This window comes from Enterobacter sp. HG048 (assembly GCF_024702055.1).
Lineage (GTDB): Bacteria > Pseudomonadota > Gammaproteobacteria > Enterobacterales > Enterobacteriaceae > Enterobacter > Enterobacter dykesii.
Genome location: NZ_JANLIZ010000007.1, coordinates 101,988 through 117,020, shown reverse-complemented (window position 1 = coordinate 117,020; position 15,033 = coordinate 101,988). Strand labels below are relative to the sequence as shown.

Annotated in this window: 12 protein-coding genes and 1 other annotated feature (1 of these 13 cut by a window edge); of the genes, 9 read left to right on the top strand and 3 right to left on the bottom strand. The window is 56.3% G+C overall.

Annotated elements, in window-relative coordinates:
- Positions 1 to 48 (top strand) — a sequence feature (Thr leader region) (it extends 69 nt beyond the left edge of the window).
- Between the two features lie 24 nt (positions 49 to 72).
- The 4 genes from thrA to NUX24_RS10880 all read left to right on the top strand — a co-directional run bounded on the left by thrA (position 73) and on the right by NUX24_RS10880 (position 5,260).
- Entirely contained in the window at positions 73 to 2,535 is a 2,463-nt protein-coding gene (gene thrA / locus NUX24_RS10895) for a bifunctional aspartate kinase/homoserine dehydrogenase I (RefSeq protein WP_257831486.1), read from the top strand.
- A gap of 1 nt (position 2,536) precedes the next feature.
- Positions 2,537 to 3,466 carry a homoserine kinase gene (gene thrB / locus NUX24_RS10890; RefSeq protein WP_023310337.1) on the top strand — a complete coding sequence of 310 codons (930 nt, stop codon included), beginning with the start codon at positions 2,537 to 2,539 and terminating at the stop codon, positions 3,464 to 3,466.
- Between the two features lie 3 nt (positions 3,467 to 3,469).
- Positions 3,470 to 4,756 carry a threonine synthase gene (gene thrC / locus NUX24_RS10885; RefSeq protein ID WP_257831484.1) on the top strand — a complete coding sequence of 429 codons (1,287 nt, stop codon included), beginning with the start codon at positions 3,470 to 3,472 and terminating at the stop codon, positions 4,754 to 4,756.
- Positions 4,757 to 4,957: 201 nt separating this feature from the next.
- A complete protein-coding gene (locus NUX24_RS10880) occupies positions 4,958 to 5,260 on the top strand; it encodes a DUF2502 domain-containing protein (RefSeq protein WP_047651581.1) in 303 nt (100 codons plus the stop codon).
- A 32-nt stretch (positions 5,261 to 5,292) separates the two neighbouring features.
- Here the strand turns inward: NUX24_RS10880 and yaaA are convergent, their stop codons facing one another.
- Positions 5,293 to 6,066, bottom strand: a complete 774-nt coding sequence (yaaA, locus tag NUX24_RS10875) for a peroxide stress protein YaaA (protein ID WP_023310340.1) — start codon at positions 6,064 to 6,066, stop codon at positions 5,293 to 5,295.
- 66 nt (positions 6,067 to 6,132) lie between these two features.
- On the bottom strand, positions 6,133 to 7,563 hold the full coding sequence (locus tag NUX24_RS10870) for a sodium:alanine symporter family protein (RefSeq protein WP_257831479.1): 1,431 nt from the start codon (positions 7,561 to 7,563) through the stop codon (positions 6,133 to 6,135).
- A gap of 262 nt (positions 7,564 to 7,825) precedes the next feature.
- On the opposite strand from NUX24_RS10870, the gene tal reads away from it, so the two are divergent.
- The 3 genes from tal to NUX24_RS10855 all read left to right on the top strand — a co-directional run bounded on the left by tal (position 7,826) and on the right by NUX24_RS10855 (position 10,922).
- Positions 7,826 to 8,779, top strand: a complete 954-nt coding sequence (tal, locus tag NUX24_RS10865) for a transaldolase (RefSeq protein ID WP_023310342.1) — start codon at positions 7,826 to 7,828, stop codon at positions 8,777 to 8,779.
- A 110-nt stretch (positions 8,780 to 8,889) separates the two neighbouring features.
- Positions 8,890 to 9,477 (top strand): molybdopterin adenylyltransferase, encoded by a 588-nt coding sequence (gene mog / locus NUX24_RS10860; protein ID WP_029740861.1) that lies wholly within the window; start codon positions 8,890 to 8,892, stop codon positions 9,475 to 9,477.
- Positions 9,478 to 9,599: 122 nt separating this feature from the next.
- Positions 9,600 to 10,922: an MFS transporter gene (locus NUX24_RS10855; protein ID WP_047651579.1), complete on the top strand. Its 1,323-nt coding sequence runs from the start codon at positions 9,600 to 9,602 to the stop codon at positions 10,920 to 10,922.
- Here NUX24_RS10855 and satP read toward each other — a convergent pair.
- Positions 10,899 to 11,465 (bottom strand): acetate uptake transporter, encoded by a 567-nt coding sequence (gene satP, locus NUX24_RS10850; protein ID WP_023334461.1) that lies wholly within the window; start codon positions 11,463 to 11,465, stop codon positions 10,899 to 10,901. The two genes, NUX24_RS10855 and satP, sit on opposite strands and share 24 nt — an antisense overlap.
- 296 nt (positions 11,466 to 11,761) lie before the next feature.
- On the opposite strand from satP, the gene dnaK reads away from it, so the two are divergent.
- The gene (gene dnaK, locus NUX24_RS10845; RefSeq protein ID WP_023310346.1) at positions 11,762 to 13,675 is read left to right on the top strand and encodes a molecular chaperone DnaK; all 1,914 of its coding nucleotides are present in this window, start codon (positions 11,762 to 11,764) and stop codon (positions 13,673 to 13,675) included.
- Between the two features lie 87 nt (positions 13,676 to 13,762).
- The gene (gene dnaJ / locus NUX24_RS10840; RefSeq protein ID WP_023310347.1) at positions 13,763 to 14,908 is read left to right on the top strand and encodes a molecular chaperone DnaJ; all 1,146 of its coding nucleotides are present in this window, start codon (positions 13,763 to 13,765) and stop codon (positions 14,906 to 14,908) included.
- Positions 14,909 to 15,033: the final 125 nt, after the last annotated feature.

Genomic DNA, 15,033 nt, shown 5'->3' with positions numbered 1-15,033 from the left:
AGGAAAAACAAAAAAAGCCCGCACCTGAACAGTGCGGGCTTTTTTTTCGGCTAAAGGAAACGAGGTAGAACCATGCGAGTGTTGAAGTTCGGCGGTACATCAGTGGCAAATGCAGAACGTTTTCTGCGTGTTGCCGATATCCTGGAAAGCAACGCCAGGCAGGGGCAGGTTGCTACCGTGCTCTCTGCCCCGGCAAAAATCACGAACCATCTGGTGGCGATGATTGAAAAAACCATTGGTGGCCAGGATGCACTCCCGAACATCAGCGACGCAGAGCGTATCTTCGCTGACTTGCTGCAAGGGCTGGCAGAGGCGCTGCCTGGCTTCCCGCACGCTCAGCTGAAGTCCTTCGTTGAGCAGGAATTCGCGCAAATCAAACACGTCCTGCACGGCATCAGCCTTCTCGGCCAGTGCCCGGATAGCGTCAACGCGGCGCTGATCTGCCGTGGCGAAAAACTCTCTATCGCCATCATGGCCGGCGTGCTGGAAGCGCGCGGTCATAGCGTGACCGTGATCGATCCCGTTGAAAAACTGCTGGCGGTGGGCCACTACCTCGAATCCACCGTTGATATCGCCGAATCAACCCGCCGTATCGCCGCCAGCAAAATTCCGTCTGACCATATGATCCTGATGGCAGGCTTCACCGCCGGTAACGAGAAGGGAGAGCTGGTGGTGCTGGGCCGTAACGGCTCTGACTACTCCGCCGCCGTGCTGGCCGCCTGTTTACGCGCAGACTGTTGTGAGATCTGGACTGACGTCGACGGCGTCTATACCTGCGACCCGCGCCAGGTACCCGATGCCAGGCTGCTGAAGTCGATGTCGTACCAGGAAGCGATGGAGCTTTCCTACTTCGGCGCCAAAGTGCTTCACCCGCGTACCATCTCCCCGATTGCCCAGTTCCAGATCCCTTGCCTGATTAAAAACACCGGTAACCCGCAGGCGCCGGGTACGCTGATTGGCGCGAGTACCGATGAAGATGGTCTGCCGGTGAAAGGCATCTCCAACCTCAACAACATGGCGATGTTCAGCGTCTCCGGTCCGGGGATGAAGGGGATGGTCGGCATGGCGGCGCGCGTCTTTGCCGCTATGTCCCGCAACGGTATCTCGGTGGTGCTGATTACCCAGTCTTCTTCCGAATACAGCATCAGCTTCTGCGTGCCGCAGGCCGACTGCCTGCGCGCCCGCCGCGCGCTGGAGGAAGAGTTCTACCTGGAGCTGAAAGAAGAGCTGCTGGAGCCGCTCGCCATTCAGGAACGCCTGGCGATTATCTCTGTGGTCGGCGACGGTATGCGCACGCTGCGCGGTATCTCCGCCAAGTTCTTTGCCGCGCTGGCGCGCGCCAATATCAACATCGTGGCGATTGCCCAGGGCTCGTCAGAGCGTTCAATTTCTGTTGTCGTGGACAACGATGACGCTACCACCGGCGTACGCGTGGTTCACCAGATGTTGTTCAACACCGATCAGGTTATCGAGCTGTTCCTGATTGGCGTCGGCGGGGTGGGCGGCGCGCTGCTGGAGCAGGTGAAGCGTCAGCAGGAGTGGCTGAAGAAGAAACATATCGATCTGCGCGTCTGCGGAATTGCCAATTCCAGAGCGCTGCTGACTAACGTTCACGGACTGAACCTGGAAAACTGGCAGGCTGAGTTGAAAGAGGCAAAAGAGCCGTTCAACCTGGGCCGCCTGATCCGTCTGGTGAAAGAGTACCACCTGCTCAACCCGGTGATTGTCGACTGTACCTCGAACCAGGCGGTGGCCGACCAGTACGCCGACTTCCTGCGCGAAGGTTTCCACGTGGTGACGCCGAACAAAAAGGCCAACACCTCGTCGATGGATTACTATCACCAGCTGCGTCTGGCGGCGAGCAAGTCGCGCCGCAAGTTCCTGTACGACACTAACGTGGGGGCCGGCCTGCCGGTTATCGAGAACCTGCAGAACCTGCTGAACGCGGGCGATGAACTGCAGCGCTTCTCCGGCATTCTCTCCGGCTCGCTGTCGTTTATCTTCGGCAAGCTGGATGAAGGGATGAGCCTGTCGGAAGCGACCCTCGCCGCGCGCGAGCTGGGCTATACCGAGCCGGATCCGCGTGACGATCTCTCCGGTATGGACGTGGCGCGTAAACTATTGATTCTGGCACGTGAAACGGGGCGTGAGCTTGAGCTTTCCGATATCGTGATTGAACCGGTCCTGCCGGCAGAATTTGACAGCAGCGGTGATGTCGCTGCCTTCATGGCAAATTTGCCGCAGCTTGACGATGCTTTTGCCACGCGCGTTGCGAAAGCCCGTGATGAAGGTAAGGTATTGCGCTATGTTGGCAACATTGAAGAAGATGGCGTGTGCCGGGTGAAGATTGCCGAAGTGGATGGCAACGACCCGCTGTACAAAGTTAAAAACGGCGAAAACGCTCTCGCGTTTTACAGCCACTATTATCAGCCATTGCCGCTGGTGCTTCGCGGCTATGGCGCAGGGAACGATGTTACGGCGGCAGGTGTGTTTGCCGATCTGCTGCGTACCCTGTCATGGAAGTTAGGAGTTTAACATGGTCAAAGTTTATGCCCCGGCTTCCAGCGCGAATATGAGCGTCGGATTTGACGTGCTGGGCGCGGCGGTGACGCCGGTGGATGGTTCGCTGCTGGGCGATACTGTTACGGTGGAAGCGGCAGACAGCTTCAGCCTGAATAACGTGGGCCGCTTCGCCAGCAAACTGCCGTCCGACCCGCGCGAGAATATCGTCTATCAGTGCTGGGAACGCTTTTGTCAGGAGATCGGCAAAAACGTGCCGGTTGCCATGACGCTGGAAAAAAGTATGCCGATTGGCTCGGGTCTGGGTTCCAGCGCCTGTTCGGTGGTCGCCGCGCTGGTAGCAATGAACGAGCACTGCGGCAAGCCGCTGAACAACAACCGTCTGCTGGGCTTAATGGGCGAGCTGGAAGGGCGTATCTCCGGCAGCATTCACTATGACAACGTGGCGCCGTGCTTCCTCGGCGGCATGCAACTGATGATTGAAGAAAATGGCATCATCAGCCAGCAGGTGCCAGGGTTTGATGAGTGGCTGTGGGTGCTGGCCTATCCGGGCATTAAGGTCTCTACCGCGGAAGCGCGTGCGATCCTGCCCGCGCAGTATCGTCGCCAGGACTGCATCGCCCACGGGCGTCATCTTGCGGGCTTTATACACGCCTGCTACACCCGTCAGCCGCAGCTGGCGGCGAAGCTGATGAAGGACGTCATTGCCGAGCCTTACCGCACGAAGCTGCTGCCCGGCTTTAATGAGGCGCGACAGGCATCCATGGATATCGGCGCGCAGGCGTGCGGCATCTCCGGCTCCGGCCCGACGCTGTTCGCCCTGTGCGACAAGCCTGACACCGCGCAGCGCGTGGCGGACTGGCTCTCTAAACACTACCTGCAAAATCAGGAAGGCTTTGTTCATATTTGCCGTCTGGACACGGCTGGCGCACGAGTACTGGGATAATTAATGAAACTCTATAACCTTAAAGATCATAACGAGCAGGTCAACTTCGCGCAGGCGGTAACTCAGGGGCTGGGCAAAAACCAGGGGCTGTTTTTCCCGCATTACCTGCCGGAATTCCAGCTGACCGACATCGACGAGCTGCTGAAGCAGGACTTTGTCACCCGCAGCACCAAAATTCTCTCGGCGTTTATTGGCGACGAAATTCCGCAGGAGCTGCTGGAAGAGCGCGTGCGTGCGGCGTTCGCTTTCCCGGCGCCGGTGAAGCAGGTTGAGCCTGACGTTGGCTGCCTGGAGCTGTTCCACGGCCCGACCCTGGCGTTTAAAGACTTCGGTGGCCGCTTTATGGCGCAGATGCTGACCCACATCAGCGGCGACAAACCTGTGACCATCCTGACCGCGACCTCCGGCGATACCGGTGCGGCGGTAGCACATGCCTTCTACGGCCTGAAAAACGTCCGCGTGGTGATCCTCTACCCGAAAGGCAAAATCAGCCCGCTGCAGGAAAAACTGTTCTGTACGCTCGGCGGCAACATTGAAACCGTGGCGATCGACGGCGATTTCGATGCCTGCCAGGCGCTAGTCAAGCAGGCCTTCGACGACGAAGAGCTGAAGGTGGCTCTGGGTCTGAACTCTGCCAACTCAATCAACATCAGCCGTCTGCTGGCGCAGATCTGCTACTACTTCGAAGCGGTGGCGCAACTGCCGCAGGAAGCGCGCAACCAGCTAGTGATCTCCGTGCCAAGCGGTAACTTCGGTGACCTGACGGCGGGCCTGCTGGCGAAATCCCTGGGTCTGCCGGTGAAACGCTTTATCGCGGCGACCAACGCCAATGACACCGTGCCGCGCTTCCTGAAAGACGGAAAGTGGGCGCCGAACGCCACGCAAGCGACGCTCTCCAACGCGATGGATGTGTCACAGCCGAACAACTGGCCGCGCGTGGAAGAGCTGTTCCGCCGTAAGATCTGGCGTCTGGGTGACCTGGGCTACGCCGCGGTGACGGATGAAACCACCAAAGCGACCATGCGCGAGCTGAAGGCGGTTGGGTATACCTCTGAACCGCACGCGGCTATTGCCTACCGCGCGCTGCGCGACCAGCTTAACCCGGGTGAATATGGCCTGTTCCTGGGCACCGCGCATCCGGCGAAGTTCAAAGAGAGCGTGGAAGATATTCTGGGCGAAACGCTGCCGCTGCCAAAAGAGCTGGCCGAGCGTGCCGACCTGCCGCTGCTGTCACATGAGCTACCCGCAGATTTTGCCGCGCTGCGTAAGCTGATGATGACCCGCGCGTGATTGTATTGCCCGGTGGCTGCGACGCCGCCACCGGGCTTTTTTTATGGAGAAATTAAGGAGGAAAATAGCAGGGAAAAAGCAGAAATTCCCAATAAATGCGGTCACTTAGCGTTTAGGATTGCAGAGAATAACATCCCCCGTTCCCCTCGCGTACTCTCCTTACATCGGCCCACGTTGGGCAAAGATAATAAGGAGTCACCGATGTCTACACTGAAACCTGCACTCATCGCGCTTTCTCTGATGCTGGTCGCTCCCATGGCGGTTCAGGCATCTGAAATTACCCTCGTACCTGCGGTAAAACTGCAGATTGGCGACCGGGATAACAACGGGCACTACTGGGACGGCGGCCGCTGGCGCGACCACGACTGGTGGAAGGCGCATTATGACTGGCGTGATAACCACTGGCGTCCACATGACGAGCATCGTAAACACGACGATCGTCACGATGACCATCACCACGATGACCACCGCGACGATCGCGGCCCGGACTGGAAACATCACTAATGCAAAACCCCGCCATAAGGCGGGGTTTGTTTTTACTGCTCGTGGCGCTTAAACACCAGCTCACCTTTCCCCGACGATGCCTCGTCAAAGAAATAGCCTTCGCTGTTGAAGGCGGTTAGCTGCTCCGGCTTCGTCAGGCGGTTCTGGATGATGTAGCGGCTCATCAGGCCGCGCGCTTTCTTGGCGTAGAAGCTGATCACTTTAAACTTACCGTTCTTCTCGTCGAGGAATACCGGCTTGATGATTTCGGCATCCAGCTTTTTCGGCTTCACCGACTTGTAGTACTCATCGGATGCCAGGTTAATCACCACGTTATCGCCCTGAGCGTGCAGCGCCGCATTCAGCTTGTCGGTAATGATATCGCCCCAGAAATGGTACAGGTCTTTGCCTTTGGCATTTTCCAGGCGAATCCCCATCTCCAGACGATACGGCTGCATCAGATCCAGCGGGCGCAGTACGCCGTAAAGACCCGACAGCATGCGCAGATGCTGCTGGGCAAAATCGAAATCGGCTTCGCTAAAATCTTCCGCCTGCAGGCCGGTATAGACATCACCTTTAAACGCCAGAATCGCCTGGCGAGCGTTCGCCGGGGTGAAATCCGGGTGCCACTCGTGAAAGCGGGTCGCGTTAAGATCGGCCAGCTTGTCGCTGATGCTCATCAGCGAGGCGATTTGCGGCGCAGAGAGCTTACGCGCTTCGCGGATCAGCTGTTGCGAGTAGTCCAGCAGTTCAGGCTGGGTATAGCGCTCGGTGGCGAGCGGGCTCTGGTAGTCGAGCGTTTTTGCAGGTGAAATCAGAATCAGCATATCCAGTCCTTGCAGGAAATTTAGAGCGACTTTAGCAAAAAATCGCCCTGAATTGATCGATAGCTGTTATTGCCGCGGCAAATCATCCCACGTGCCGGGGGCAAGCTGCGCCTTAATATCGGGATAGCGGGCGGGATCAAATACCGGCGGAACGCCGAGTTTGCGCTGACGCAGATAGTCTCTGGCAATCAGCGTAACCACGGGCGAGAGCAGCAGGATCGCCGTGAGGTTCGTGATCGCCATCAGCGCCATAATGATATCGGCCAGCTGCCAGACCAGCGGCATACTGAGGAAGGAGCCAGCGACGATCATTAGTATGACCGCGAGCCGCAGGGCTCCGATTGCTCCGCGCGAGTCGAGCTTCAGGAAAATAAGGTTATTTTCGGCGTAGAGGTAATTCACCACAATCGAACTGAAGGCAAACAACACCAGGACGAGCGAGACAAATCCTGCTCCCCAACCGCCGGTCAGGCTCACCAGCGCCTGCTGGAGAAGCTGTATTCCGGCGTTACCAGAAGAATGCGGGACGGGGCCTGCCAGCAGTAAAATCATGGCGCTGGCGGAGCAGATGATAATGGTATCGGTAAAGACGCCAATCATCTGCACAATACCCTGTGCGGCCGGGTGTGGCGGCCAGGAAGAGGCGGCAGCGGCCGCGTTGGGGGTTGACCCCATTCCGGCTTCATTGGAGAACATGCCCCGCTGAAAACCCGCCATCAGCGCCTGGCTAAAGGTGTAGCCCAGCGCCCCGGAGGCCACCTCGCGCCAGCCAAAAGCGCTTTTGACGATGGTCGCAATCACGCCCGGCACCTGGTCGATATGCAGTGCGGCGACGAACAGGCTCGCGACAACCCAAAGCAGCGCCATAACGGGAACCAGCCACTGCATCAGGCGGGCAACGCCCCTGAGACCGGCTGAAATGGTGAGCAAAACGACGAGGGCTAACACGATACCGGCGATCCACTCCGGGCAGGAGAAGGCATAGCGCAGGGCATTGGCGACAGAATTTGCCTGGACGGTATTAAAAATAAGGCCGTACGCGAGCAGTAAAAAAAGCGAGAACAGAACGCCCATCCAGCGCATCCCTAAGCCACGCGCCATGTACCAGGCTGGACCGCCGCGAAACTGGCCGTTTTTATCTTTCTCTTTATACAGCTGGGCGAGCGAACTTTCGGCAAAGGAGGTGGCCATCCCGAGTAGCGCCGTTACCCACATCCAGAAGACCGCGCCTGGCCCACCGGCGCTGATGGCCAGCGCAACGCCCGCCAGATTTCCGCTGCCGAGGCGTGCCGCCAGGCTGGTACAGAGTGCCTGGAACGACGTTAATCCGCCCGGCTGGGGCGTAACGCTGTTTTTCAGACTTCTGCCAAACTTACGAATATAACGAAACTGGATAAACCCACTGCGTAGCGTAAACCAAATCCCTGCTCCCAGAAGCAGGTAAATCATTATCGAACCCCAGAGGACTTCGTTAATAAAGAAAAAGAAATCAGGCATTAACGTCCCTCTTGTTGATGCCAATGTGAATATGTAAGCGCTACCACTGATTGGGCATGCTGTTGCTTAGCAGCCTGTTAATCTTCCGAGTTTACCATACTCTACCTAAGCGCACTGTCTGCGGTTGCGCTACCCCTCCGTCGTGTTATCATCAGGGCAGACCGGTTACATCCCCCTAACAAGTAAACCTGTCATTTTTCCGCTGCAGGCATGCTGTCGGTAGCGTGAATTATCCAGGGCACGTTAAAAGAGAAACACTATCATGACGGATAAATTGACCTCCCTTCGTCAGTTCACCACTGTCGTAGCTGACACCGGAGATATCGCGGCAATGAAGCTGTACCAGCCGCAGGATGCCACAACTAACCCTTCTCTGATCCTTAACGCCGCACAGATCCCTGAGTATCGCAAACTGATTGACGACGCAGTGACCTGGGCGAAAGCACAGAGCAACGACCGCGCGCAGCAGGTTGTGGATGCCACCGACAAACTGGCAGTGAACATCGGTCTGGAAATCCTGAAGCTGGTTCCTGGTCGTATCTCTACCGAAGTGGACGCACGTCTCTCCTACGACACCGAAGCGTCTATCGCGAAAGCGAAACGTCTGATCAAAATGTACAACGACGCTGGCATCAGCAACGACCGTATCCTGATCAAACTGGCTTCTACCTGGCAGGGCATCCGCGCGGCAGAGCAGCTGGAAAAAGACGGTATCAACTGTAACCTGACCCTGCTGTTCTCCTTCGCGCAGGCGCGCGCATGTGCAGAAGCGGGCGTATACCTGATTTCTCCGTTCGTGGGCCGTATTCTGGACTGGTACAAAGCCAACACCGATAAGAAAGAGTACGCGCCGGCTGAAGATCCAGGCGTGGTTTCTGTTACTGAAATTTACGAATACTACAAACAGCACGGCTATGAGACCGTGGTTATGGGCGCAAGCTTCCGTAACGTCGGTGAAATCATCGAGCTGGCTGGCTGTGACCGCCTGACCATCGCCCCTGCACTGCTGAAAGAGCTGGCTGAAAGCGAAGGTACCATCGAGCGTAAGCTGTCTTACACCGGTGAAGTGAAAGCACGCCCAGAGCGCATCACTGAATCCGAGTTCCTGTGGCAGCACAACCAGGATCCAATGGCTGTAGACAAACTTGCGGACGGTATCCGTAAGTTTGCTGTTGACCAGGGCAAACTGGAAAAAATGATCGGCGACCTGCTGTAATCATTCTGCGTGACCGGGCACCCGGTCACGCGACTGCTTTCGTACCCTGTCTGAATCTCCTCTCTGCGTGTATCATTCCCTTTAATCAGTACTTTTTGAATGGAATGGATATGAATACCTTACGCATCGGCTTAGTGTCGATTTCTGACCGCGCCTCCAGCGGTGTTTACCAGGATAAAGGCATCCCCGCTCTGGAAGAGTGGCTTGGCAGCGCGCTGACCACCCCCTTTGACATTCAGACCCGCCTGATCCCTGACGAACAGCCGATCATCGAGCAGACGCTCTGCGAGCTGGTGGATGAGATGAGCTGCCACCTTGTTCTGACGACGGGCGGAACCGGCCCCGCGCGCCGCGACGTGACGCCGGACGCAACGCTGGCGATTGCCGATCGTGAAATGCCGGGCTTCGGTGAACAGATGCGCCAGATCAGCCTGCACTTTGTCCCGACCGCCATTTTGTCGCGGCAGGTTGGCGTGATCCGCAAACAGGCGTTAATACTTAATCTGCCGGGCCAGCCGAAATCAATTAAAGAGACGCTGGAAGGGCTGAAGGCGGAAGATGGCAGCGTCCTTGTTCACGGCATCTTTGCAAGTGTACCGTATTGTATACAGCTTCTTGACGGTCCGTATGTGGAAACCGATGAGAAAGTGGTAGCAGCTTTTCGTCCGAAAAATGCTCGTCGCGAAATAATCTCCTGAAATTAACCAATATGTGACATTAGCTGAAGCGGCGATAGCGTGGTAAAGCTTTTACGGTATAGTAATTTTTTCTTTACGATTGCTGTAAAAATAAATCCACAACACACGCATAATGGTTCGCTATGTCACATAACACCCGACCTCTGAATCGACAGGACTACAAAACTCTCACGCTCGCGGCCTTAGGCGGCGCGCTGGAGTTTTACGACTTTATCATCTTCGTCTTCTTCGCCGCCGTGGTGGGAGAGCTCTTCTTCCCGGCAGATATCCCGGAATGGCTGCGTCAGGTGCAAACCTTCGGCATTTTTGCCGCCGGGTATCTGGCGCGTCCGCTGGGCGGCATCATCATGGCCCACTTTGGCGATCTGGTCGGGCGCAAGAAGATGTTTACCCTTAGCATCCTGCTGATGGCTGTGCCGACGCTGGCTATTGGTCTGCTGCCCACCTATGCCTCGATGGGCATTCTTGCTCCGTTGCTGCTGTTGCTGATGCGCGTTCTTCAGGGCGCGGCGATTGGCGGTGAAGTGCCGGGCGCGTGGGTGTTTGTCGCGGAGCATGTTCCGGCGCGCCGCATTGGTATCGCCTGCGGAACCTTAACGGCGGGGTTAACGGTCGGGATTTTGCTCGGTTCCGTCGTCGCGACAATTGTAAACACCAGCATGACGCAGCAGGCCGTGCACGACTGGGGCTGGCGTATTCCGTTCCTGCTGGGCGGGGCGTTTGGTCTGGTGGCGATGTACCTGCGCCGCTGGCTGCAGGAGACGCCAATTTTCCTCGAGATGCAGCAGCGCAAAGCGCTGGCGCAGGAACTGCCGGTGAAGGCGGTCGTGGTACGCCATAAAAAAGCGGTAGTGGTGTCGATGCTGCTCACCTGGCTGCTCTCGGCGGGCATTGTGGTGGTGATATTGATGTCCCCGGTGTGGCTGCAAAAGCAGTACGGCTTCGCCCCTGCCGTGACGCTACAGGCGAACAGTATCGCGACAATCATGCTCTGCTTTGGCTGTCTCGCCGCCGGGCTGGCGGCTGATCGTTTCGGCGCCAGCGTTACCTTTATCGTCGGCAGCCTGCTACTGGCCGCATCAAGCTGGGCGTTTTATCATCTGGCAGGCAGCCATCCTGAACAGCTGTTCCTGCTGTATGGCACGGTAGGGCTGTGCGTGGGCGTTGTCGGGGCCGTACCGTACGTGATGGTCCGCGCGTTCCCACCGGAGGTACGCTTCACCGGGATCTCATTTTCCTACAACGTGTCGTATGCCATTTTCGGCGGGCTGACGCCGATTGCGGTGACGGTGCTGATGGGCGTGTCGCCGATGGCGCCAGCCTGGTATGTACTCGCGCTTTCGTTGATGGGGCTGGGATTAGGGATTTGGCTGGGGCAGATGAAGGGATGTCGTGCCCGCGATGCGGACACGACAGAGGGATCAGTGTTTTTCACCAATCGGTAGAATGGTGCGGTCAAACTGCTCGTTCAGCACTTCACCCATTGCGAGGTAGATAGCGCTTGCGCCGCAAACCAGACCAATCCAGCCTGCAACATGAACGATGCCTTCGTTATCCACCAGGTGACCGATCGCCAGCAGGGCGAACAGCACGGTCAGGCTCAGGAAAACGAACTGCAGCATGCGGTTACCTTTCAGGGTACCGAAGAACATGAACAGGGTGAAGACGCCCCACAGGCCCAGGTAAACGCCCAGGAAGTGGGCGTTTGCCGCGTCTGCCATGCCCATTTTAGGCAGCAGCAGAATGGCAACCAGGGTCAGCCAGAAAGAACCGTAAGAGGTGAAGGCGGTTAAGCCGAAGGTATTGCCTTTCTTATATTCCAGCAGGCCCGCGAAGATTTGCGCGATACCGCCGTAAAAAATGCCCATCGCCAGGATGATGCCATCCATCGGGAACATCCCGATATTGTGCAGGTTCAGCAGGATAGTGGTCATGCCAAAACCCATCAGGCCCAGCGGAGCCGGATTAGCCAACTTAGTGTTGCCCATAAGTCCTCAAAAAAATCATCATTAATATGGTGAAATGGTTAAACCCGCGTCAATACTCCCTGACGGGGCGCGGCATCATAATGGGCGCTATCGATGGCGTCTATGATCTCATCAGGGTGAAATTAAAATTTTTTTTATGCTTGCCCCTTGATGGATGCCGTCGCGACCCCATCTTGTAGTCAACCGCAGTGTGTGGACCTGAAAAAAATCAAATCTGGGCAGTTGAAAAAGCACGTTCTGCCCTTATTACAGGTACACAACCACATGTTGACTGAATTTTTAGTGGAGACGTTTAGATGGGTAAAATTATTGGTATCGACCTGGGTACTACCAACTCTTGTGTAGCGATTATGGATGGCACTACTGCACGCGTGCTGGAGAACGCCGAGGGCGATCGCACCACGCCTTCTATCATTGCTTATACCCAGGATGGTGAAACTCTGGTTGGTCAGCCGGCTAAACGTCAGGCAGTGACAAACCCGCAAAACACCCTGTTTGCGATTAAACGCCTGATCGGTCGCCGCTTCCAGGACGAAGAAGTTCAGCGTGACGTTTCCATCATGCCTTACAAAATCATCGCGGCAGATAACGGCGATGCATGGCTTGATGTGAAAGGCACCAAAACTGCACCACCGCAGATTTCTGCTGAAGTGCTGAAAAAAATGAAGAAAACCGCTGAAGATTACCTGGGTGAACCGGTAACTGAAGCTGTTATCACCGTTCCTGCATACTTCAACGATGCTCAGCGTCAGGCAACCAAAGATGCTGGCCGTATCGCAGGTCTGGAAGTAAAACGTATCATCAACGAACCAACCGCTGCTGCACTGGCTTACGGTCTGGATAAAGAAGTTGGCAACCGTACTATCGCGGTTTACGACCTGGGTGGTGGTACCTTCGATATCTCTATTATCGAAATCGACGAAGTTGACGGCGAAAAAACCTTTGAAGTTCTGGCAACCAACGGTGATACCCACCTGGGTGGTGAAGACTTCGATACCCGTCTGATCAACTACCTCGTTGACGAGTTCAAGAAAGATCAGGGCATTGACCTGCGTAACGACCCGCTGGCCATGCAGCGCCTGAAAGAAGCCGCTGAGAAAGCGAAGATCGAGCTGTCTTCCGCTCAGCAGACCGACGTGAACCTGCCGTACATCACTGCAGACGCGACCGGTCCAAAACACATGAACATCAAAGTGACCCGTGCGAAACTGGAAAGCCTGGTAGAAGACCTGGTGAACCGTTCAATCGAGCCGCTGAAAGTTGCCCTGCAGGACGCTGGCCTGTCCGTATCCGATATCCAGGACGTTATCCTGGTCGGTGGTCAGACCCGTATGCCAATGGTTCAGAAGAAAGTGGCTGAGTTCTTTGGTAAAGAGCCACGTAAAGACGTTAACCCGGACGAAGCGGTTGCAATCGGTGCTGCGGTTCAGGGTGGCGTACTGACCGGTGAAGTTAAAGACGTACTGCTGCTGGACGTTACCCCGCTGTCTCTGGGTATCGAAACCATGGGCGGTGTGATGACTGCGCTCATCAACAAAAACACCACCATCCCAACGAAACACAGCCAGGTGTTCTCTACCGCTGAAGACAACCAGTCTGCGGTAACCATCCATGTGATTCAGGGTGAGCGTAAGCGTGCGGCGGATAACAAATCTCTGGGTCAGTTCAACCTGGACGGTATTAACCCGGCACCGCGCGGCATGCCGCAGATCGAAGTGACCTTCGACATCGATGCTGACGGTATCCTGCACGTGTCTGCGAAAGACAAAAACAGCGGTAAAGAGCAGAAGATCACCATCAAGGCATCTTCTGGCCTGAACGAAGCGGAAATCGAAAAAATGGTTCGCGATGCCGAAGCTAACGCGGAATCCGACCGTAAGTTCGAAGAGCTGGTTCAGACCCGTAACCAGGGTGACCATCTGCTGCACAGCACCCGTAAGCAGGTTGAAGAAGCAGGCGATAAACTGCCAGCGGAAGACAAGACTGCTATCGAAGCTGCACTGAGCGCGCTGGAATCCTCACTGAAAGGTGAAGACAAAGCGGACATCGAAGCGAAGATGCAGGAACTGGCGCAGGCTTCTCAGAAGCTGATGGAAATCGCTCAGCAGCAGCACGCTCAACAGCAGGCGGGCGCTGACGCTTCGGCGAACAACGCGAAAGACGACGACGTTGTCGACGCTGAGTTCGAAGAAGTTAAAGATAAAAAATAATCGCCCTGATGCAGGGTAATTAATCGGCACGGGCGTAGGAGAACTCTCCACGCCCGTGCTCGCATGTTAAGGGGCTTAAAAAAACCAATGGCAAAGCAAGACTATTACGAGATTTTAGGCGTTCCGAAAACTGCGGAAGAGCGTGAAATCAAAAAGGCGTACAAGCGCCTGGCCATGAAATTCCACCCGGACCGTAACCAGGGTGACAAAGAGGCTGAAGCCAAATTTAAAGAGATCAAAGAAGCCTACGAAGTCCTGACCGATGCACAAAAACGTGCGGCCTATGACCAGTACGGTCACGCAGCCTTTGAACAGGGCGGCATGGGCGGCGGTGGATTCGGCGGCGGCGGCTTTGGCGGCGGCGCTGACTTCAGCGATATCTTTGGCGATGTATTTGGCGACATCTTCGGCGGCGGCCGTGGTCGTCAGCGCGCGGCGCGCGGCGCGGACCTGCGCTACAACATGGAGCTGACGCTGGAAGAGGCCGTTCGCGGTGTCACCAAAGAGATCCGTATTCCGACGCTAGAAGAGTGTGACGTCTGCCACGGCAGCGGCGCGAAAGCGGGTACGCAGCCTCAGACCTGTCCAACCTGTCACGGCTCTGGCCAGGTACAGATGCGTCAGGGCTTCTTCGCGGTACAGCAGGCCTGTCCTCACTGTCACGGTCGCGGCACGCTGATTAAAGATCCGTGCACCAAATGCCACGGGCACGGTCGCGTTGAGAAAACCAAAACTCTGTCCGTTAAGATCCCGGCTGGCGTCGATACGGGCGACCGCATCCGTCTGGCAGGTGAGGGCGAAGCAGGCGAGCACGGCGCACCGGCGGGCGATCTGTACGTTCAGGTTCAGGTCAAGCAGCACGCCATCTTCGAGCGTGAAGGTAATAACCTGTACTGCGAAGTGCCGATCAACTTCGCGATGGCGGCACTCGGTGGTGAAATCGAAGTGCCTACGCTGGACGGTCGCGTGAACCTGAAGGTACCGGGCGAAACCCAGACCGGCAAGCTGTTCCGCATGCGTGGAAAAGGCGTCAAATCCGTTCGCGGTGGCGCCCAGGGCGACCTGCTGTGCCGCGTCGTCGTGGAAACGCCGGTTGGCCTGAACGACAAGCAGAAACAGCTGCTGAAAGAGCTGCAGGAGAGCTTTGGCGGCCCAACGGGTGAGAAAAACAGCCCGCGTTCCAAAAGCTTCTTCGATGGCGTCAAAAAATTCTTCGATGATTTGACCCGCTAATTCGTTAGCTGGTTTTCATCTTCTCAAAGCCCGGAAGCGATTCCGGGCTTTTTTATTTGCGCGTATAGCTCGGTTAAACTGAATCTATACTCAATATTAATCTGTTTTTGCCGAGCTATTTGGCT

Coding starts and splice junctions, on each gene's coding strand:
- thrA (WP_257831486.1), top strand. CDS start 73: ATGCGAGTGTTGAAGTTCGGCGGTACATCAGTGGCAAATGCAGAACGT.
- thrB (WP_023310337.1), top strand. CDS start 2,537: ATGGTCAAAGTTTATGCCCCGGCTTCCAGCGCGAATATGAGCGTCGGA.
- thrC (WP_257831484.1), top strand. CDS start 3,470: ATGAAACTCTATAACCTTAAAGATCATAACGAGCAGGTCAACTTCGCG.
- NUX24_RS10880 (WP_047651581.1), top strand. CDS start 4,958: ATGTCTACACTGAAACCTGCACTCATCGCGCTTTCTCTGATGCTGGTC.
- yaaA (WP_023310340.1), bottom strand. CDS start 6,066: ATGCTGATTCTGATTTCACCTGCAAAAACGCTCGACTACCAGAGCCCG.
- NUX24_RS10870 (WP_257831479.1), bottom strand. CDS start 7,563: ATGCCTGATTTCTTTTTCTTTATTAACGAAGTCCTCTGGGGTTCGATA.
- tal (WP_023310342.1), top strand. CDS start 7,826: ATGACGGATAAATTGACCTCCCTTCGTCAGTTCACCACTGTCGTAGCT.
- mog (WP_029740861.1), top strand. CDS start 8,890: ATGAATACCTTACGCATCGGCTTAGTGTCGATTTCTGACCGCGCCTCC.
- NUX24_RS10855 (WP_047651579.1), top strand. CDS start 9,600: ATGTCACATAACACCCGACCTCTGAATCGACAGGACTACAAAACTCTC.
- satP (WP_023334461.1), bottom strand. CDS start 11,465: ATGGGCAACACTAAGTTGGCTAATCCGGCTCCGCTGGGCCTGATGGGT.
- dnaK (WP_023310346.1), top strand. CDS start 11,762: ATGGGTAAAATTATTGGTATCGACCTGGGTACTACCAACTCTTGTGTA.
- dnaJ (WP_023310347.1), top strand. CDS start 13,763: ATGGCAAAGCAAGACTATTACGAGATTTTAGGCGTTCCGAAAACTGCG.